Origin of the sequence: Pseudoalteromonas sp. ASV78, from assembly GCF_047806705.1 — a bacterium.
Classification (GTDB): domain Bacteria; phylum Pseudomonadota; class Gammaproteobacteria; order Enterobacterales; family Alteromonadaceae; genus Pseudoalteromonas; species Pseudoalteromonas prydzensis_A.
Window position 1 is genome coordinate 515709 of sequence record NZ_JBLOPA010000001.1, and the last position, 19737, is coordinate 535445.

Below are 19737 nucleotides of genomic sequence, written 5' to 3' on the forward strand. Positions count from 1 at the left end.
GTAAAAGTGAGCCGAACTCAGATTGCAGACATAATACGCTTTTATTAAAGGCGCTTCAACGTCTAGATGGCTAAATAACGTCATTTTTTCACGTAAAGTTTACAAGTTCACTAATAGCACTAAATTTGACAGCGTTGTCATTGTATTTTTTTAGATTATTAAAATTATTTCCATGAATTTACCTCACGTTAGAACTGAGAAAGCATCAATTGTACGATTGCAATTACGAGTGTAGATTTTAGCCATCTAAACAGCTAAATAGAGATTAGAGCATATGGCACAATTACATAACTTAGGCTTTCCGCGAATAGGTAAAAAGCGCGAATTGAAATTTGCAGTTGAATCATATTGGGCAGGTAACATCACTCAAGCAGAGCTATTAGCGCAAGGTGAGGCGATCCGCGCAGAAAATTGGGCACTGCAGGCTGATGCTGGTATTGATTTATTACCGGTGGGCGACTTTGCTTGGTACGACCATGTACTGGCTACCAGTTTATTAGTTGGTGCTATCCCTGAGCGTCATCAAACAGCGGATGGCAGCGTGGATCTGGATACCTTGTTTGGTATTGGTCGTGGCCGCGCACCAACAGGTTGTGCATGTGCAGCCAGCGAGATGACTAAGTGGTTTAACACTAACTACCATTATATTGTGCCTGAGCTTAGCAGTGATCAGCAGTTTCAATTAACTTGGAACGAGTTATTTGAACACGTTGCCCAAGCACAAAAATTAGGTCATCAAGCAAAAGCGGTGTTATTGGGCCCTGTCAGTTACCTTTATTTAGCTAAATGTGCAGGTAAAGAGTTTGATAAATTAAGTTTACTTGAAAAGCTACTGCCCGTTTATCAACAGGTATTAGCTAAACTTGCTGCGCAAGGGGTTGCGTGGGTACAAATTGACGAGCCTATTTTGGGCCTTGAACTCGCACAAGATTATCGCAATGCATTAAAAACGAGCTTAAATGCATTAGCCGGACAAGGTGTAAAGTTGCTACTTGCCAGTTATTTTGACTCAGTAACTGCTTATTATAACGATATTGCTGACTACCCAGTTGATGGTGTGCACTTTGACTGTGTTGCAAGCGATGTAGATGTGACAACGCTTGATTCGCTATTAAGCCCATCACAAGTGCTGTCGCTTGGTGTTATCAACGGTCGTAATATATGGCGCGCTGACTTAGAAGTTGTCTATGCAAATGTAAAAGACATTGCTGCAAAGCGTGCTGATAACTTATGGCTTGCGCCGTCGTGTTCGTTATTACATACCCCAGTGGATTTAGACCAAGAGCAACAGCTTGATGATGAGCTGCGTTCGTGGCTTGCATTCGCGAAACAAAAAGGCCAAGAACTGGCATTACTAAAAGCGGCACTTGCAAGTAATGATGTCAGCGCGTTGCAAAGCTACTGCGCACCAGTTAAAGCACGTTTAACGTCAAAACGGGTGAATAATCTTGCTGTGCAGCAACGTGTCAGTGCATTAACGGCAACAGATGGTGAGCGCAACAGCGTATTTGCTCAGCGTATCGAAAAGCAACATGCGGCGCTTGACTTGCCGTTATTACCAACCACAACGATAGGGTCGTTCCCGCAAACGCAGGCTATTCGTAAAGCCCGACGTGATTTTAAAGCCGGGGAGTTATCCGCTGCACAATACCAATCGCAAATGGCGGCAGAAATTCGTTACGCGGTTGAAGAGCAAGAAGCGCTCGATCTTGATGTATTAGTGCACGGAGAAGCTGAGCGTAACGACATGGTTGAGTATTTTGGAGAGCTCTTTGAAGGCTTTGCTTTTACTCAATTTGGTTGGGTACAAAGTTACGGCTCACGCTGTGTGAAACCGCCAGTCATTTGGGGCGATGTCTCACGTGAACAGCCAATGACGGTTGAGTGGAGTAAATATGCGCAATCGCTGACTGACAAGAAAATGAAAGGCATGCTCACAGGCCCTGTGACGATTCTGTTTTGGTCATTCATTCGTGATGATTTAGATAAGCCAACCATAGCTAATCAAATAGCACTTGCACTTCGCGATGAAGTGGTTGATCTGCAAAATGCGGGTATTGAAATCATTCAAATTGATGAACCTGCATTTCGTGAAGGCATGCCGCTAAAAGCCAGCCAATGGCAAGCATACTTGGAATGGGCTGCGTATGCATTTAGGGTGTCTGCCAGCGGTGTGAAAGATGAAACGCAAATTCATACGCATATGTGCTACGCCGAGTTTAATGACATCATTGCTGCGATTGCAGATATGGATGCTGATGTGATCACCATTGAAACGTCGCGTTCAAACATGGAGTTACTTGCAGCATTTGAGGATTTTGCATACCCGAATGATATTGGTCCTGGGGTGTATGATATTCACACACCGAATGTGCCCGACATTGCATGGATAAAAGCCTTGATCCACAAAGCAGCGCGAAAAATACCTGTCCAGCGCTTATGGGTTAATCCAGACTGTGGTTTGAAAACCCGTGGCTGGGAAGAAACGCGTCAAGCACTTGATAACATGGTTAAAGCAACTAAAGAACTCAGAAAAGAGCTTACCTAAATTAAAGAACATCCCCTACGATGCAAAGCCCTAACTAAACTAGGTTAGGGCTTTTTTTGCGCTCTGGTGTCTGTTTTTTTATCCTGGGCTTTAAAACCAATGTTTGCTGAGTGCTTTAATAGCATGATATTGCCGATAATAACTGCCAACACAACAATGATAATAAGGACTTGCCAAATTTGCATGATTTTTTAATGACCAATTAATTTTCACTGAGTTTAGCAGCTATTATACACTTTAAAAACGCCTAGCTAACGACAGCGAAATAAAGTCAAGGCCAGGGTTTGGGCTTTTAAATCCCGCATTTGAATAATGTAAATAGCGTAGTGCGGCCTTGGTTTTTCCAAAGTCAGCAACAAAGCCTAGACGGTCTTCAAATTGGTAGTGGGTACTCACGTTTTTACCTGCAAAGTGAGTGTCATTAATTAATGAAACACCAATTCCAGCTTCGAAATACAGTGGTATGTTTGCTACTGATCCGATTGGGTATTGAAATACCGGCGACAAAGCAAGCACGGTATTGGTCTGATGGCTGTTTTTAGCACCATATTGCCAAAGATTAATACTTGATTCTAAGTAAATATGGGTGTTTTTAAACAGCGATTGTAGGGACTCTGGATGGTACTGGTATGCTAATTTTAACCCTTTGACATCACCTTCACCTTGGATGTAATCAATGGCATAACCGTGGGGAGAAAGTGTATAGGAGGCGCCATAAGATAGACCGCTGAACATGGAAATAGATAATAAAATCAATAAAGTTAGTCTTTTAAATAACATGGGAAAGCTCTTAAGGTGGAAATGTTATTTACAAAATAAGGGCGTGGGGGAGGCTAATTCAAGTGGCGTAAATTCACAGACTCTGTGTGTTATTGCATGAGCTTAGCTAACAATATGAAATAAAAAGATTAAATAGATTGGTGTCTATTTGGCATTAATAAGGTGCTATTTTGTGGCTTTTTAATCTCTTATGAACAGCGTAAATTACACCATAAGATTTACTCAGGACTTACTCAACAATGACTTTACTTAGCCGTTACATTTTATTTATCTCACTTTTTTTTAGTGCTTCGTTGTTTGCGCAGACTCAACCGTCGCCACATCAGTTACTAACCCAAGTAGGGGATCAGCTGTTTAGCGAAATTGGCAAAATAAACAGTCAAGGTACGGCCAGTAAAGGTGACATGGCACAGATTGTTGAACAGTATTTAATGCCTAATATTGATGTTAAATTTGTGTCTTATAAATTATTAGGTAAGCATATAAAAGGGATTGAGCGCGAACAAGCGACTGCATTTATTCGTGCCGTGGAGCATTATTTAACGACGACATACGCAAGTGCATTAATGAAGTACACTGGCCAAGAAATAAAGTTTGCACAAAGCAGCGACACAACGGCTGGCGATTTTGCAACAGTGAAAACACAAATTATTGATGCTAATGCACCAACCATTGATTTACATTTTAAGCTTCGTCAAGGCAAAGATGGCAGTTGGAAAGTATATGATATTGTCGCCGAGGGTATTTCGTTACTCAGTGCAAAACAAAAAGAAGTGATCCAACGAATTTCAGAAGTTGGGCTTGATCAAGTGACAGCCGAACTTAATAGTAAGTAACCATTGCCAAGTACGTCTCCAACCAAAAGCGGCACGCTGTGAAAACACCGTGCCGCTTTGTTATTTTCTTTTAAAATCACATTGTTTGTCTATAGCCTGTGGTTTTGGCTATGCTAGAATAAGCGCTTAAATAGCCTTAGAAAATTTTAAGGTACTCATTACTATATTAAGCGCAGTGTCAGTTTTTAGTTGTTAAACTCTTTAACTGACCTTTGTACCGAGCAAGATAGACACTGGAGTTGTGTTTTTTTAATGGAAAATGTACTTATTTGGCCGAAAGAATACCCGTTATTAGTCAAAGGACTTATTGAGCAAAACGGTGCATTCATTTTAGACGCTTTAGAAGCATGGCCGGCTTGTCGCTCGACTGAAGAAGATGACGGCGTGTGCACTACTGTATTACCGCCTATCTATTATCTAACTTGGTTAACTCCCCTTGAGCCATTTGAAGAGTGTTTTTTTCAACATATTTGTGAATATGATGAAGCGGCTCAGCAATATATATCAGCAGCAAAAAATTACTATTTTGACAACGACTATAGTCCCGAAAGTCTAGTGCTATTACTTTGTCAACGCCTTGAAAAATATGCAGCTGTTGCTGCGCAAACGACGATAAAAACACCAATCACATTACTATCCCAGTTATTTTCAAAACGCTATTTTACCATTATTGAGCATGCGCTTAATGCGGGCAGTAAAATGACGGCAGAAGATGCTTTAGCGTTGTGGAAAGAAGTTGATTTTAGAGAGCGTTTAAGTAGCTTTATTCCTGATGCAATTATTGATGTGAGTGCACTGAGCGATTTAGCGGCGCAAAAGGTGGCTGGCGGCAAAGATTACTTTACTTTGCTGACTCAAGTATCGCCTGATGTTGACTCTGTGGTGCTATTAGAGCAAGCACTGCTGGCGCATTTAAGTGTGGATACTGCTAAGCAAACAATGGCGATGCGCTTTATAGAGCAAGGAGCAACGGGTACGCTTGCCGATGAAAACGGTAAAACCGCTTTCATGTGGGCTGTTGAAAAAGGGTTTGTTAATTTAGTACAGACGCTTTTAGATAAACAAGATAAAAAGCAACGCGATGCACTGGGTAATAGTGCCTTACACTATGCCGTACTCGCAAAAAATGAACCGCTGATGGTGCTGTTATTGAAATCGGGCTATGATTTTCGCGTACGTAACAATGACGGGCTAAGCTGCTATCGTTTAGCTGTTAGCATTAAAGCGAGTCAGTTAGTTAAGTGCCTAGAACGTGATTTTGGCATTAAAGAACTATCGCCAGAAGGGCAGTTTTCACGAATTAAAAAAGTACATGGTTTACATGCGATAGTGACGTTGTTATTGCCATTACAGCTGTTTTTCTTTTTTGATGATTCGATTGCAATTAAAAGTGAATTAACACTGTGCTTAACCATGTTGGCAATTGTTTGTTTCTTTTTTGCAATGAGTTTAAAGCGTTGTGCACTCTACCCACACATCAAACACCCATGGGGGTTGTTTGTATTACGCTGTTTTTCGTTTTTCAGTTTGATAGCGCAGCTCGGTTTAGCGAGTATTGTTGCACTAGCAACACTGAGTGAAGTCGTCTAGCCTATACCTTTAAATAAAAAACGCGCCAGTAGGCGCGTTTCAGATTGACGATAAACCCTGCTTTTTTTGCAGGGTTTATTATTTATGAGCAGCCGAAGGCTGCGCTCGCGATATTTTTCTGTTGTTATTATTATTCTTTGAATTTTAGTGCTGATGTGACTTTTCTTGAATTTTTCGCAGTATGACGGGCTTTTAGAGGGGCTCTGAGACTTATTACGCTCATCTTGGGCTATGCTGCCTTCATTAACGCCATTTTCTTCATATTTTGACAGGCCGCTGCCAATAAGCATTGCGCACTGACATTTTTTATTCCTCTGTATCTGCAATAACGGTGCCCGTGGTGTTGTTTTGCATCCGCGAAACTTCTTTCGACTGTTTCACCTCGTCGTTTGTATCGTTTTTTACCCCATTCGCTCAGCCGTATTTCATTTGCTGCCTCTACACTTGCTTGCCACACATGCCGTGTAATTACTTTGATATGGTTTTTACTGTTTGTGCATTGCGACCGCACTGGACAGTCTTTACATGTCTTCGGGGTTGAGTGGTATTACCGATAACCTAGTCTATTCGTGGTGTTATAAATCAGTATTTCGCCTTGTGGGCATGTGTATGTATCGGTGTCTGCGTCGTAGCTGTATTCTCTCTTTGCGAAATAGCCTTTCTTTTTGTTTGGCCGTCGATAACCCAGGACACCAATGAGTTGTCGTTCTTCTAAATTATGGCACACTGCGGCTGTAAAATATCCTGCATCTAATCCTACGGCAATGGGGTTGAGTTCAAACGTATCAAGTACGCGGTCTAAGCGTTGTATGATTGGCTGACTGTCATGCACATTACCTGCTGTGGCATGTGTATCAACGATAATTCCGTGTTTGCCATCCACAACCCTATGGTCTAAATAGAAAAATCCTTTTGGCTTTTCATCACGCACCATAAACCCACTGTCTGGGTCGGTTCGGCTTACTTTCGTTGGTTTTGTACATGGCTCCTTTTCCTCATACATCAGGGGCTTTTTTCCTTCGGCTTCCCTGTCTTTTATAACTGCTTCATTAAGCTGCTCAATATACACTGAGGGGTTGACTTTTAAGTCTTCAATGTCATAACGGCGCTTATTGGCATTGGCTTTTAAATGGGTGCTGTCGGCAAATAAACTATGCCCACCAATGAGCTCTTGCTTCATCGCTTGACGAACTATATTGTCGAAAATCGATTGATAAACATCGCTGTCTTTAAAGCGTTTTACACGGTTTTGGCTCAGTGTCGAATGATGGATAACGTCATCGGTGAGCCCTAAACCTAAGAACCAGCGGTATGCAACATTCACTTGCACTTCTTTAATAAGGCGGCGCTCACTTTGAATACCAAACAAGTAACCTAAGAAAAGGTATTTAAAAAAGCGGACAGGGTCTACGGCTGGTCGGCCATTATTTTTGCAATATAAGTGGGCGACTTCATCACGTATGAATTCAAAGTCGATAGCTAAGTCTACGAGTCGTACTAAGTGGTCTTGTGGAACAAGTTGGTCAATCGCGACCATTTCTAATTCATGTTGTTGCGGGGTTTTATCTCTAAGCATAATGAACTCTCCAAATTCACTTTGCTTATTAGATCAAAGGGCTCGATCTGTGTCTAGCCCTTTTTCAACAGTCTGAAACGCGCCAGTAGGCGCGTTTTTTGTTTTTTATAACAGGGTTAACGATTTTTTCTATCGTATTCTTGCTCGGCTTTTTCTTGTGCTAATTCATCTTTTAACTTACGAATTTTCAGCCCGAGTTCTTGGCCGCGATGGCGTGCGTAATACGTGCAACCAATAAACATCATACTGGCAAATAATAATTCAAGTAATACCCATAGTAATTGCTCTTGCGCTACCCAAAGTAGTGTAAAACCATGAATAAAGTAGAACATAACGATGAAATTTGCCCACGCGTAGGTATACGGTTTATCTTGAATAATGCCTTTCAATGGCAGTAATAGCGGTAAAATATACACTGTAAAAATAAAGCCGTTACTGTGGCCCTCACGGGGGGCAATCAAAAATAACCACAGTGGCATTAGCAGTAATAGGCCAACATAGCCGATAATAGCAATGCGCTGAAAGCGAACTGTGATGGCTTTTTTCGGCGTCAGTTGTGGGTTTAAATCGCTGTGCGATGTCATTGTAATTTTCTCGTTATTTTAACTAAGCGTTGGCCAACACTTTGGCAAATTTTAATTTCGTCTTTGCTTAATTGCGCGCTATTTTGTGCACCGGCTACATGGCTGGCGCCATACGGGGTGCCACCTGTTTGTGTGGCAAGCAATTCAGGTACTTCGTAAGGCACACCCATTAGCATCATGCCATGATGCAGCAGTGGTAAAGACAAGTTAAGCAAGGTTGCTTCGTTACCGCCGTGCATACTGCTTGATGATGAGAATACGCAGGCCGGCTTATCGATTAATTGTCCTTTTAACCAAATATCGCTGGTGGTTTCCCAAAATGCTTTTGCTTGTGCGGCCATCATACCAAACCGAGTTGGCGTGCCAAATGCTAAACCATCACACTGAATTAAATCATCTTTGCTGATCACAATGTCGTGAGGTGCTCTTTTTTCAAATGTTCGCAGCAGTGCAGTGGCGCCTTGGCATTCAATCGATTCTGCAATCTCATGCGCCATAGCGGCAACAGAGCCATGACTTGAATGATACAAAACAACAATAGTGATGCTCATTAAAGTACGCTTAGTACGTTTTCAGGTGGGCGACCCAATGCCGCCTTATTGTTGTTAACGACAATTGGCCGTTCAATTAATTTAGGGTGAGTTTGCATAGCTGCGATCAAGGCACTTTCATCATGCTCATTTTTAAGGTCTAGTTCTTTGTAGATATCTTCTTTGGTGCGCATTAATTCGCGTGCTGATGAAAACCCTAATTGCTGTACTAAGGTACTGATCTGTTCAGCACTAAGCGGTGTTTTTAAATATTCGATGATATCTAGTTGAATCGATTTTTGTTCAAGTAGGGCCAATGTTTCACGTGATTTTGAACAACGTGGATTATGAAAAATAGTAACAGACATAGTAACAATCCAATTAGATAAAGTAAGGCTATTTTAGGGCAAGCAGCGCGAGACTTAAAGTCTCGCGAGCTCTTTTTGCATTTGTCGATATTGCGTCAGTAGTGCTTTGAGACGCTGTTGTTTAATTAGTTCTTGTGGCTCTACAAAGTTGAGTGCTTTTTGAACTTCGTCGGCTGCTTTTAAATAGGCACCGTATTGCGCTAACACTTCAGCATTCGATTCATGGTAAGCGGCCAAGTTTTCTTGTTTTTTGTAAGCGTTGGTTAATAATTGCATGGCTAAATGATGTTCAGGTTTTTCCAGTAAAAATGACTTTAAAATAGTGACTGCAACATCATATTGTTCAGCTTCTATGGCTGCATTAGCGTAGTTTAAAGTGATGACTTGATTATTGGGGCGGTTGTCATGCAACGCAGCTAAAAATTTTACCGCTTCAGCGGCTTTATCCTGTGCTATTAATAAATCGGTATGGGTATCAATATAAAATAAATTTTTAGGATCAGACTCTAAAAGTTCATCTAAAATAGCGGCAGCTTCATCAAGCTTTTTTTGATCCAATAAACTAATACCCAAACCATAATTAAGCGCTGTTTTATTATAGAAACTGTTTTCACGAATGAGCTTTCTAAAGAAGTTTTCTGCAGCTGCCGGTTTTTCGTGATAACGGGCAATTACACGACTTTTGGCAAGATTAAAATCCAAGCTATCAGGAAGTTGGCGTTTTTCAAATTGTTGCGCTCGCAGACGTACATCAGATACTCGGCTCTCTGGTAATGGGTGAGTCAGCAAAAAAGCTGGCGGTTTATATTTGTAACGAATTTGCGCCGCAAGTTTGGTTAAAAACTCACTGGATGCATAAGGATCAAACCCTGCGTTATTGAGTGTTTGCATACCAATGCGGTCAGCCTCTTGCTCTGCAGAGCGGCTGTGTGTTAATTGGCTAAATGCACTTTGTGTTTGACTCGCTGAAATAATAGCAATACCGGCATCTGGAGAGACCACCGAGGCTAAAATACCCGCAATCATACCAGCAATAGTCAGTGCGCTGTTATCTTGCTGCTGTTGCAAACGGCGTGCAAGGTGGCGCTGGGTTACGTGGGCTATTTCATGACCAAGTACCGAAGCAAATTGGCTTTCATTGTCTGATTGGGCAATTAAACCGGTGTGAACACCCACATGACCGCCATAAAAAGCAAATGCATTGATCTCAGGGTTATTGATCCAAAAAAATGAGAATGGAAAGCGCACGTCATTGGCATTGGCAACCAGTTTTCGGCCAAGTGTGCTTAAATACTCATCAAGTACCGGATCGCTAACCACAGGCGAAGAGCCGCGAATTTGCATCATCATTACTTTACCAATCGCTTGTTCTTTTTCAAGGGGCAATGCTTGTAATGCTGAAGTACCAAGATCGGGTAATGTAAAACTGGATTGTGCCTTTAATGGCTCACTTACCAGTACACTAACTGTTAAAAGTGCACTGAATAATGTGATAAAGGCTGATTTAAGCTGCATTTTATTCCTTGTTATGGTTTTCACCGAGCATAAGTTTTGCAATGTCTATTTCGTCACTGCATGCTCTGCTGTCTCGTTCACATAATTGATATAACTCTTTGATTGTGACCCCATCTAGCTTTACAACGTTCAATTCTCTTTGCAAAAAACTAATGATTTTATGCACTACCTTGTGCGCATGCAGGATAAGCGCTTTATCTGCTTTATCGCCACGTTCAAAATAAAAGCCAATAAATTTGTGCAATTGGTTAATGCGGATCAAGCTTTTCATTGAAACCGGATCCCACTCAGTAAACTCCATAAAACGGTTATCTTTGACATATTTGTCTATTGTAACGTCTTTTGCGTAGGGCAGTGCCCACAATTCAAAACCACGGTCAGTAAATACTTGGTGTAACGCAATTCGCGGTTTATTTGCACAGTGAATTTCTCCTGAAGCATCTTCATGGCCTTCTAATATATCGAGATTCCAATTGCGTTTATCAATGATTCTTTTCACTGCGTTATCAAAACCGTGTTCTAATATCCCCTCTGATTCGCTCACTGATGAGGCAACAAGGTGATAGAAGGGGGGCAGTTCGCCCCAATTAATTTGCTTTTTATACCAGTTAATTTCTTTAAGAGTTGGATTACTGGGTAGTTGCGCTTTATTATGCGTGCCAGACATTAACTTATCCTTACTACAAACTATGCTATAAGGATAAACTATTGCGATGCGGGTTTTAAGAAAAAGTTACATTTGTTATCTGTAGCATTGCTAAAGGCCAGTGTTGCAAAGTAACGCCTTGATATTAAGCCCTTGTGAAACGCTGAACTCTGTATCATCAGATAGTTTGGGTATAATACTTATTATTCATTTTTATAGAGTAGATAATTGGTTATGCTAGAGCAAGATTTGCGCGGATTTAAATGCCCACAGCAATTTATCCAGTTTAAGCTGGCTTTACGCGAAGCGGTCGACACTGCGCAAACGATTAAATTTACTTTCTTGGCGCAGCAATCGACTCGAGATATTGAGCGCTTTTTGCAAAAAAATCATTATCCTTACAAATTAGAGCAACAACATGGGTTGTTAATCGTGGAGCTTAATCGTGTTTGAATATGTAAAAACGTGGTACGACAGGAAGTTCTCTGACCCACATTCAGTTACTTTACTGCTTTTACTACTCGCTTTAATGGCGATGTTTTATTTCTTTGGCGCGTTTATCGTACCGGTATTAATTGCCTTGGTGATTGCCTATTTGCTGGATTGGCCGGTAGCGCATTTAGAGCGGTTTGGTTTACACCGGTTTACCGCCACAATTATTGTGATGTTAATTTTTTCTGGGCTGATGTTGACGTTAGTGATTGGTATGGGACCTGTACTATGGCAGCAAGCAAGTAACTTAGTGCAAGAAACGCCGCACATGATAGAGCAAGGAAAGTCTTTTTTACTGCATTTGCCTGAGCAATACCCCAGTTTAATTAATGCAGAGCAAGTACAATCAGTGGTCAGCAGCGTTGAAGCCAAAGCAATTGAGTTTGGCCAAGTATTATTGTCGGTCTCGTTGACATCATTAAAAGATGTAGTGGCGTGGTTGATCTATCTTATTTTAGTACCATTACTGGTGTTCTTTATGCTCAAAGATAAGCTCGAATTGGTTACCAGTGCAGAAAAACTGGTACCTAAACAGCGTCGTTTAATTCTGCAAGTGTGGCATGAAATGAACCAACAGATCATGAATTACATTCGTGGCAAAGTGTTTGAAATTTTGATTGTGGGTACTGTCTCGTTTATTGCATTCACTATTTTTGACTTACGGTATGCGGCGTTATTAGGTGTATTAGTTGGTTTTTCAGTGTTGATCCCTTTTGTAGGAGCAGCGCTTGTGACAATCCCTGTTGCGGCTGTGGCACTGTTTCAATTTGGTTTAGAAACGCAGTTTTGGACTATCTTAATTATCTACGGTGTTATTCAGGCGCTGGACGGCAATGTGCTAGTGCCGTTATTGTTTTCAGAAGCGGTTGACTTAAATCCGGTATTTATTATTGTCGCGGTATTGTTTTTTGGCGGTTTATGGGGATTCTGGGGAGTGTTTTTTGCAATCCCGCTGGCTTCTTTAGTTAAAGCGTTACTCAATGCTTGGTCAACTAAATATGAAGAACAAACGAGCGAACAAAACCCGCTTTAGTCATAAATAGTATAGATAACGCACTTGAGAGACTAATTGATTATTACGCTACCCATTAATTTTATGTAGAATGGGTTATAAGATATATCTTTTAGTAATATGGTGCGTTTTTTAATGTCTGATTTATTATTTCCTACTGACACTTGTTCACAAATTTACCTAGATGCAAACGCAACGACCCCTGTGCTACCCTGTATTGCCGAGGTAGTGTCACATACAATGCAAATTTGCTTTGGTAATCCTTCTTCTTCTCATATTACTGGTATTCAAGCTAAACACTTATTAGAGCAAACGCGTCAAAAAGCGCGTGATGTTATTGGTGCACAGCAGGGCGATATTTTATTTACTTCAGGGGCCACCGAAGGCATTCAAACTGCCGTGGTGTCGACGTTAATTGCTGCTAAGAATCATACTATCAAAAACCCCGTTTTATTATACGGCGCCACTGAGCATAAAGCGGTACCAAATACGTTAATACATTGGAATGCGGTATTAGGTATTAACGCCACTGTGCTTGCGATACCTGTTTCGAGCGAGGGTATTTTAGATTTAGAGTTTCTTGCTCAACACGCCAGTGATGCGCTGATGATTTGTACCATGGCGGTTAACAATGAAACCGGTGTTTATCAAGATTTAACTGCCATTGAAGCGGTCATTCGCAGCCATAACACTGAGGTTGCGTGGATGGTGGATTGCGTACAAGCACTGGGCAAAACTGCATTAGCCCTTAGCGATACAACGATTGACTACGCGCCGTTTTCAGGTCATAAGCTGTATGCACCGAAAGGTATTGGGGTGTTGTATATTCGCCAAGGCAGTGCTTACACGCCTTTTATCGCCGGTGGTGGCCAAGAAAGTGGTATGCGCTCTGGTACTGAAAACTTACCGGGTATTGCAGGTCTTAACAAACTGTTTTGTTTATTGCTGGATAAAACAAACGATACGTTTAAATCAATCGAGGTGTTAAACGGCTATCGTGAACAATTACATCATGCGTTAGTGGATACCTTTGGTAGTTTAACATTTAATCATGCTTTTGAATTATCAGTGCCTACGACTTTAAACTTCGCCGTTGATGAGTTAAGCAGTAAAGAAGTGATGGATTTATTTGATGCAGCAGGTATTCGTATCAGTGGTGGATCTGCGTGTAGTTCCGGTGCAAATCGTAGTTTTGTTCTAGATGCTATGGGGGTGAGTGATTGGCGTAGTGAAAATGCAATTCGCTTGTCATTTGGGCCTGCGACAACGCAAGCTGAAATAACCACGGCATGTACGCGTATTCGTTCACTTAAACCTATATTACAAGCCAACTGTTTAGTGGTATCTGATTCATCATTGCCACAACAAGAAGCCTGTGCATTAGGATTAACCCAATTTCGGCATCAAGGAGCATGCTGTTGGCTTTATGTTAGCGCAGATAAACAAGCAGTGATCATTGACCCTATTGTTGAGCTCATTCCTCGCCTTGAAAAAATAGTGCACACCCAAAATTTAACTGTGGCAGCAATTTTAGATACCCATGCTCATCAAGAACGTTGTGGTGCAACCGCGTTATTGGCGCAAGCTCTAAAATTCAGTTTTAATGACGCACATCAATTAGGCTGGCCAGTTGCACAGACTGTGATTGAATTACCTGAGTGCACCATTGAACGTATTGCGACGCCAGGACACAGTGAGGATAGTGTTAGTTACTTATTGCGTTGTAATGTATCTCAGCAAGTGCGTTTTTGTTTTTGTGGCGATTTACTGCTGCCTGCCGGGCTTGGTAATACAGCCATTGACGGCGGCAATGCGTTAGTTATGGCGCACTCATTACGCCAATTAGCACAGTGTTTAGATAATTCGACAGTGATTTGTTCTGGTCATGATTACCAGCAATGCTTTGCTATCAATTGGCAGGTCCAGCAACAGCAGACGCCGTTATTGCAGGCATTATTAAGTAATGAAATAAGTGACACCGAATTTTCAGAGCAAAAACGCCACAGTGATGAATGCAATCTGTCTAAATTTGCAACCTTGTGCGGTTATGCTGATAGTTTACAACATAGCACTGCGTACGAACTAAATGCCGCACAAGCAAAACAGATGTTAACAATAGGCGACGTATATTTAATTGATACCCGTGAACCCTATGAGCATGGCGCAACTAATGTGTCTCAGCAATTTGCAATCAATCCTGCGCGTGTAATGAACATTCCGCTCAGTAGAATGGCTAACGCGTTAGTCGATGGGCAATTAAGCTCGCAAGGGAAATATATTTTACTGTGTCGCAGTGGTAATCGTTCAAAACAGGCGGCCACTAATTTGTCTCAGCTTGGCTTTACCAATGTGTATAACCTCAGCGGCGGTATGGCATTGTTATAAAAGCACGGCAAATTGTAAGATTAAATAAACAAGGCGCTAAAAAGCGCCTTGTTTATTGTGAATAGGCATAAGGCTTACTGTTTTGGACCAGAACTTTCACGGATAACGATTGAGGGTGTAAACGAGGTAATGATGTCTTTATCTTGATTTCGCGCCCCGCGAGTTTTGGTAAATAATAATCGTGCTGCATGTTGAGAAATAACATCGTTGGCTTGGTGGGCTGTAGTTAGTTTTGGCCAAGTCTGACGAGAGAAGGGCGAATCCTCAAAGCCGGTAATGGATAATTGCTCAGGAATAGCAATACCCATTAAGCGTGACGCAAATAAAGCGCCTGCGGCCATTTCATCGTTACCACCTAAAATTGCTGTGATCGCCAATTTGTTATCATCGGCTAACAATGTTTTTGCGCCTTCAACACCTGACTCAAAAGAGTATTTACCATCATAAACAAACTCATTGTTGAATTGAGTTTTATGATCTGCCAGTGCCGCTTTATAACCTTCAAGACGCTCTGATGTAGATTTGTGCTCTTTATCACCACAAATAAAACCTATATTTTCATGGCCATGTGTTAATAAGTGAGTGGTGATCTCGTACGCGGCTTTATAATCGTTGACATAAATACAGGTATCTTGGTCATCATCAGTTGGTCGTCCTGAGAGCACTCGCACGTAGTGAATGTTTAATTCATCCAACAAATTAGTGATGCTGCTTTGCTCTGATAACGGCGGAGTAAGCACAAGTCCGGCTAGACGAGAGCGTTTTATCATAGTGATAAAATCTGCTTCCATGTTTGCATCAGTGTAAGTGCATGGATGGATCACCAGTTCATAGCCTTCGTCTTTACAGCGAGATAGCACACCATTTTGCATATCAATCACATAATACGCATTGGGGTTGTCATAAACTAAACCGACAGTAAATGATGATGTACCTGCTAGGTTTCGTGCTGCAAGATTTGGCTGATAGTTCAGCTCATTGACAGCTTCCATGACTATATCGTAAGTTTTTTTACGCACAGAGGGCTCTTTATTGATCACCCGTGAAACCGTTTTCATCGAAACCCCGGCGAGTCTCGCTACATCATTTATAGTTACTTTCATAGAGTTACTTTTAGGTTATTGGTTTAGTGTTGTCCTGTGTCTGTGATGAGTACTTTTGAGTAGACTTAGCAAAGTACTATTCATTAATTCTTCATCAAGACCAGTTAGTGTATCTAATGTTCAGTTAAATTAGCAGTAAAATAATTGAGATAATTTTTATGATACCGGTGTCAAATGAGTAAAAGTGCGTTATTATCTGAACTATAAAATATAAAAGTAGCTTATTGACAGCGTTGTCATCTTAACTTATCGTTAACTTCGTTTGTAGGTTAATACGCTATCAGTTCACTTTATTTATATAAAGATAGTTATAAATCAGTTTGTTGCAAGTTTAAGGGGATGTTAAAAAATGAGTTGTCGTTCACAGTTAGCTAGTTGGCAAGCATTACAAACAAGTGCGAATAAGATGAAGGAAACTCATCTTAAAGATTTATTTGCCAATGACAGCACACGATTCGAGCAATTTTCGACTCAAATCCCTGGTGTTTTATTCGATTATTCAAAACAACTGATTGATAGCAGTGTGCTCGCACAGTTGATTTCTTTAGCACAAGAGTGTGATATCGCCAATTGGCGTGACAAAATGTTCAGCGGTGAAAAAATCAATATCACCGAAGATAGAGCGGTGCTGCATACTGCACTGCGCAATCGCAGTGCCTCATCATTAGTTGTAGATGGCGAGAATGTAAGTTCGGTGGTTAATGCTGAATTGCAAAAGATTAAATTGTTCGTTGAAAAAGTACGTAGCGGGCAATGGTTAGGTTATACCGGTAAAACAGTTAAAGATGTGGTAAGTATTGGTGTCGGTGGCTCGAACTTAGGTCCGCAAATGGCCACGGAAGCACTGAAAAGTTTCGCAGACGATACTCTTAACGTGCATTACGTCTCAAATGTAGATGGTGTACAGATTGCGTCAGTATTAAAAGAAATTGACGCAGAAACGACCTTGTTTGTGATTTCATCAAAAACCTTTACTACATCTGAAACCATGACTAATGCGAAAACGGCTGTTGCATGGTTTTTAGAGTCAGCCAATGACAACCAAGCGATTGCGAAACACTTTGTTGCAGTGAGCACTAATTTAGAAAAAACAGCAGCGTTTGGTATTGCAGATGAAAACGTATTCACAATGTGGGATTGGGTAGGCGGTCGCTTTTCATTATGGAGTGCGATAGGATTACCAATTGCATTGTACTTAGGCTTTGAAGCGTTTGAGGCTATCCTTGAAGGTGCATTTGAAGTTGATGAACACTTTAAAACTGCTAAATATCAACAGAATATTCCACTGTTGATGGCGTTGCTAAGTGTGTGGAATACCAGCTTTTTAGGTTTCGATTCACAAGCAATCTTACCTTATGATCAAGCACTGCATATGTTACCTGCCTATTTGCAGCAAGGTGAAATGGAAAGTAATGGTAAGCATGTAAACTTTGCGGGTAATAGTGTGCCGTATACCACAGTGCCAATTATCTGGGGTATGACAGGTATTAATGGTCAACACGCCTTTTATCAGTGTTTACATCAAGGTAACATTGTTGTTCCAGCCGATTTTATTGCGTCAATTAAACCGCAAGTTAATGTTGGTGAGCATCATGATATTTTATTATCGAACTTCTTTGCGCAAACTGAAGCGATGATGATGGGTGTCGATGCACAGCAAGTACGTGCTGATTTAACTGCCAAAGGTAAGTCTGAAGCTGAAATTGCAGAATTGTTGAACCATAAAATTCATCAGGGGAATCGTCCAACGACATCAATGCTGTTAGATACGGTTGATGCAAAAACAGTGGGTCGCTTAATTGCCTTGTATGAACATAAAATTTTCTGCCAAGGTATCATCTTAGAGATCTGTTCATTTGATCAATGGGGTGTAGAACTTGGTAAAGGCTTAGCGTCAAAAATTGAAGCTGAGTTATTGGATGACAGTGTAACTCATCCACATGATAGCTCGACAAATGGCTTAATGAGCTATTATAAACAACGTCGTGAACAGTAAAAAATTCGCACAGTACAATCAAGTGTGCTGTGCAACCAAATACCTTTGAACGGGTAGCGCTGGAGTTCTTAGGGCCTGTATATTTGTGAGAGGATATACAGAGCCCCTAAGACTCATTTAATTACCAGTTTAATATGAGTACAGCTGGATCAATATTCAGCAATAAAAACAAGCGAATTCAACAGGCTTTTTCTCGAGCACGATGCCAAAAAGCTGACATCATCTAAACAATAAGAATGTATGCCTGTACTATCAATAGCAGATAGTCGACAACCAGGCATAGCAAACGTAGAGAGTAAATTATGCTAAATCCTTTTGATATTGTAATTTTTGGGGGCGGTGGTGATCTTGCATTACGCAAATTATTACCTGCAATGTATCGCGCATATCAAGAAGGCAACCTTCCACAAGGTTCGCGTATTTTACCGACGGTTCGTGAAGAAAGTAAACGTGCGGAATACATAGAAACAGCTCACCAAGCATTAAAAGAGTTTTTAAGTAAAGGTGAATTTAATGCTAAAGATTGGAAAGCCTTTTCAGCGTGTTTAGTGCCAGTAGTAACTAACGTTACCGAAGCGGACGATGATTGGGACAAACTAAAAACAATCCTTGATGAACACGATGCAGATAAATCTCGCGTGTTTTACTTATCACTGCCACCTGCTGTTTATGGCAGCTGTTGTGAAATACTATCAACGAAAGGTTTGATCACCCCTACATCACGTGTCGTTGTAGAAAAACCAATTGGTTATTGTGGTAGTTCGGCTGAAGAGATCAATGCAAAAATCGCTGAATACTTTAGCGAAGAGCAAATTTTCCGTATCGATCATTACCTAGGTAAAGAAACGGTGCAAAACTTAATGGCACTGCGTTTTTCAAATTCATTATTTGAAAATATGTGGGATGCTAAGTCAATCGATAATATCCAAATCAGCTTATCTGAAACCGTTGGCCTTGAAAGCCGCGCTGGTTTTTATGATAAAGCGGGTGCTTTACGTGACATGGTGCAAAACCACTTATTACAATTGTTATGTTTAGTCGCGATGGAATCACCAAATAAACTTAATGCGAACAGCATCCGCACCGAAAAACTAAAAGTATTAGAATCATTACGTCCGCTTGTTGCAACAGATGTAGATGACAATATTATTCGCGGTCAATATGTACCGGGTGATTTGGATGGCAAAATTGTCCCAGGTTATCTTGAAGAGCTAAATGAAGGTTCGAGTAAAACAGAAACTTTCGTCGCCATTCGTGCACATATTGATAACTGGCGTTGGGCAGGCGTGCCATTTTACCTGCGTACAGGTAAACGCATGGCCAAACGCTGCGCTGAAATTGTGGTTGAATACAAAAAAGTATCACACAACGTGTACGGTGATAACGTTGGCAATATTGAACCAAACCGCTTGGTGATCCGCCTTCAGCCTGAAGAGACAATTCAATTAACCTTGATGTCTAAACGCCTTGATAATTTAGAGATGCAATTAGAGCCGGTAACTATGAATATTGAGCTTTCACAAGCTTATAGTAATGGTTTTCACTCAGATGCCTATAAACGTTTAATGCTTGATGCCGCGGCAAATAATCCATCACTGTTTATCCATCGTGATGAAGTACGTCAAGCTTGGAAATGGATTGACCCAATTATCGAGCGCTGGCAAGAAAAAGGTAAGCCTGCTTTATACCGTGCTGGTAGCTGGGGACCTGATGATGCTGACGAATTGTTAGCTGAAAACAATCATGTTTGGTTTAACACTGGCGATAAGGCATAAC

Annotated in this window: 17 protein-coding genes and 1 pseudogene; 8 read left to right on the forward strand and 10 right to left on the reverse strand. The window is 41.1% G+C overall.

Going from position 1 to position 19737, the window contains the following annotated elements; all coding sequences use genetic code 11:
* Positions 1-274 precede the first annotated feature (274 nt).
* Positions 275-2548 carry a 5-methyltetrahydropteroyltriglutamate--homocysteine S-methyltransferase gene (gene metE / locus ACMVDV_RS02320; RefSeq protein WP_416157052.1) on the forward strand — a complete coding sequence of 758 codons (2274 nt, stop codon included), beginning with the start codon at positions 275-277 and terminating at the stop codon, positions 2546-2548.
* A 44-nt stretch (positions 2549-2592) separates the two neighbouring features.
* On the opposite strand, the gene ACMVDV_RS02325 is transcribed toward metE, so the two are convergent.
* Positions 2593-2733, reverse strand: a complete 141-nt coding sequence (locus ACMVDV_RS02325) for a DUF2897 family protein (RefSeq protein ID WP_192540784.1) — start codon at positions 2731-2733, stop codon at positions 2593-2595.
* A 52-nt stretch (positions 2734-2785) separates the two neighbouring features.
* Positions 2786-3328 carry an acyloxyacyl hydrolase gene (locus tag ACMVDV_RS02330; RefSeq protein ID WP_304184694.1) on the reverse strand — a complete coding sequence of 181 codons (543 nt, stop codon included), beginning with the start codon at positions 3326-3328 and terminating at the stop codon, positions 2786-2788.
* Positions 3329-3567: 239 nt separating this feature from the next.
* On the opposite strand from ACMVDV_RS02330, the gene ACMVDV_RS02335 reads away from it, so the two are divergent.
* Complete coding sequence (locus tag ACMVDV_RS02335) at positions 3568-4164, forward strand: MlaC/ttg2D family ABC transporter substrate-binding protein (protein ID WP_416157053.1); 597 nt, start codon at positions 3568-3570, stop codon at positions 4162-4164.
* A gap of 252 nt (positions 4165-4416) precedes the next feature.
* On the forward strand, positions 4417-5754 hold the full coding sequence (locus ACMVDV_RS02340; RefSeq protein ID WP_416157054.1) for an ankyrin repeat domain-containing protein: 1338 nt from the start codon (positions 4417-4419) through the stop codon (positions 5752-5754).
* On the opposite strand, the gene ACMVDV_RS02345 is transcribed toward ACMVDV_RS02340, so the two are convergent.
* The 7 genes and pseudogenes from ACMVDV_RS02345 to ACMVDV_RS02375 all read right to left on the reverse strand — a co-directional run bounded on the left by ACMVDV_RS02345 (position 5751) and on the right by ACMVDV_RS02375 (position 10994).
* On the reverse strand, positions 5751-6044 hold the full coding sequence (locus tag ACMVDV_RS02345) for a hypothetical protein (RefSeq protein ID WP_416159119.1): 294 nt from the start codon (positions 6042-6044) through the stop codon (positions 5751-5753). The two genes, ACMVDV_RS02340 and ACMVDV_RS02345, sit on opposite strands and share 4 nt — an antisense overlap.
* A pseudogene (locus tag ACMVDV_RS02350) lies at positions 5984-7330 on the reverse strand (IS1182 family transposase). The gene ACMVDV_RS02345 and the pseudogene ACMVDV_RS02350 overlap by 61 nt, the downstream one beginning before the upstream one ends.
* 116 nt (positions 7331-7446) lie before the next feature.
* Positions 7447-7914 (reverse strand): DUF2069 domain-containing protein, encoded by a 468-nt coding sequence (locus ACMVDV_RS02355; protein WP_304184688.1) that lies wholly within the window; start codon positions 7912-7914, stop codon positions 7447-7449.
* Positions 7911-8465, reverse strand: coding sequence for an NAD(P)H:quinone oxidoreductase (gene wrbA / locus ACMVDV_RS02360; protein WP_304184686.1), 555 nt, complete (start codon positions 8463-8465; stop codon positions 7911-7913). The genes ACMVDV_RS02355 and wrbA overlap by 4 nt, the downstream gene beginning before the upstream one ends.
* Positions 8465-8812 carry an arsenate reductase (glutaredoxin) gene (gene arsC / locus ACMVDV_RS02365; RefSeq protein ID WP_416157055.1) on the reverse strand — a complete coding sequence of 116 codons (348 nt, stop codon included), beginning with the start codon at positions 8810-8812 and terminating at the stop codon, positions 8465-8467. Before arsC ends, wrbA begins: the two co-directional genes overlap by 1 nt.
* Positions 8813-8866: 54 nt before the next feature.
* Positions 8867-10327 (reverse strand): M48 family metalloprotease, encoded by a 1461-nt coding sequence (locus ACMVDV_RS02370; RefSeq protein ID WP_304184683.1) that lies wholly within the window; start codon positions 10325-10327, stop codon positions 8867-8869.
* Position 10328: 1 nt separating this feature from the next.
* On the reverse strand, positions 10329-10994 hold the full coding sequence (locus tag ACMVDV_RS02375) for a hypothetical protein (RefSeq protein ID WP_304184682.1): 666 nt from the start codon (positions 10992-10994) through the stop codon (positions 10329-10331).
* Positions 10995-11207: 213 nt separating this feature from the next.
* Here ACMVDV_RS02375 and ACMVDV_RS02380 point away from each other — a divergent pair, with 213 nt between their 5' ends.
* From ACMVDV_RS02380 to ACMVDV_RS02390, 3 genes are all read left to right on the forward strand, one after another.
* Complete coding sequence (locus tag ACMVDV_RS02380) at positions 11208-11426, forward strand: sulfurtransferase TusA family protein (RefSeq protein ID WP_304184681.1); 219 nt, start codon at positions 11208-11210, stop codon at positions 11424-11426.
* Entirely contained in the window at positions 11419-12498 is a 1080-nt protein-coding gene (locus ACMVDV_RS02385) for an AI-2E family transporter (RefSeq protein WP_416157056.1), read from the forward strand. Before ACMVDV_RS02380 ends, ACMVDV_RS02385 begins: the two co-directional genes overlap by 8 nt.
* Positions 12499-12612: 114 nt before the next feature.
* Entirely contained in the window at positions 12613-14862 is a 2250-nt protein-coding gene (locus tag ACMVDV_RS02390) for an aminotransferase class V-fold PLP-dependent enzyme (RefSeq protein ID WP_416157057.1), read from the forward strand.
* A gap of 74 nt (positions 14863-14936) precedes the next feature.
* Here ACMVDV_RS02390 and ACMVDV_RS02395 read toward each other — a convergent pair whose 3' ends face one another.
* On the reverse strand, positions 14937-15965 hold the full coding sequence (locus ACMVDV_RS02395) for a LacI family DNA-binding transcriptional regulator (protein WP_304184675.1): 1029 nt from the start codon (positions 15963-15965) through the stop codon (positions 14937-14939).
* A gap of 349 nt (positions 15966-16314) precedes the next feature.
* Here ACMVDV_RS02395 and pgi point away from each other — a divergent pair, with 349 nt between their 5' ends.
* Positions 16315-17961: a glucose-6-phosphate isomerase gene (gene pgi, locus ACMVDV_RS02400; RefSeq protein WP_416157058.1), complete on the forward strand. Its 1647-nt coding sequence runs from the start codon at positions 16315-16317 to the stop codon at positions 17959-17961.
* Positions 17962-18263: 302 nt separating this feature from the next.
* Positions 18264-19736 carry a glucose-6-phosphate dehydrogenase gene (zwf, locus tag ACMVDV_RS02405; protein WP_416157059.1) on the forward strand — a complete coding sequence of 491 codons (1473 nt, stop codon included), beginning with the start codon at positions 18264-18266 and terminating at the stop codon, positions 19734-19736.
* The last annotated feature ends 1 nt before the right edge of the window (position 19737 follow it).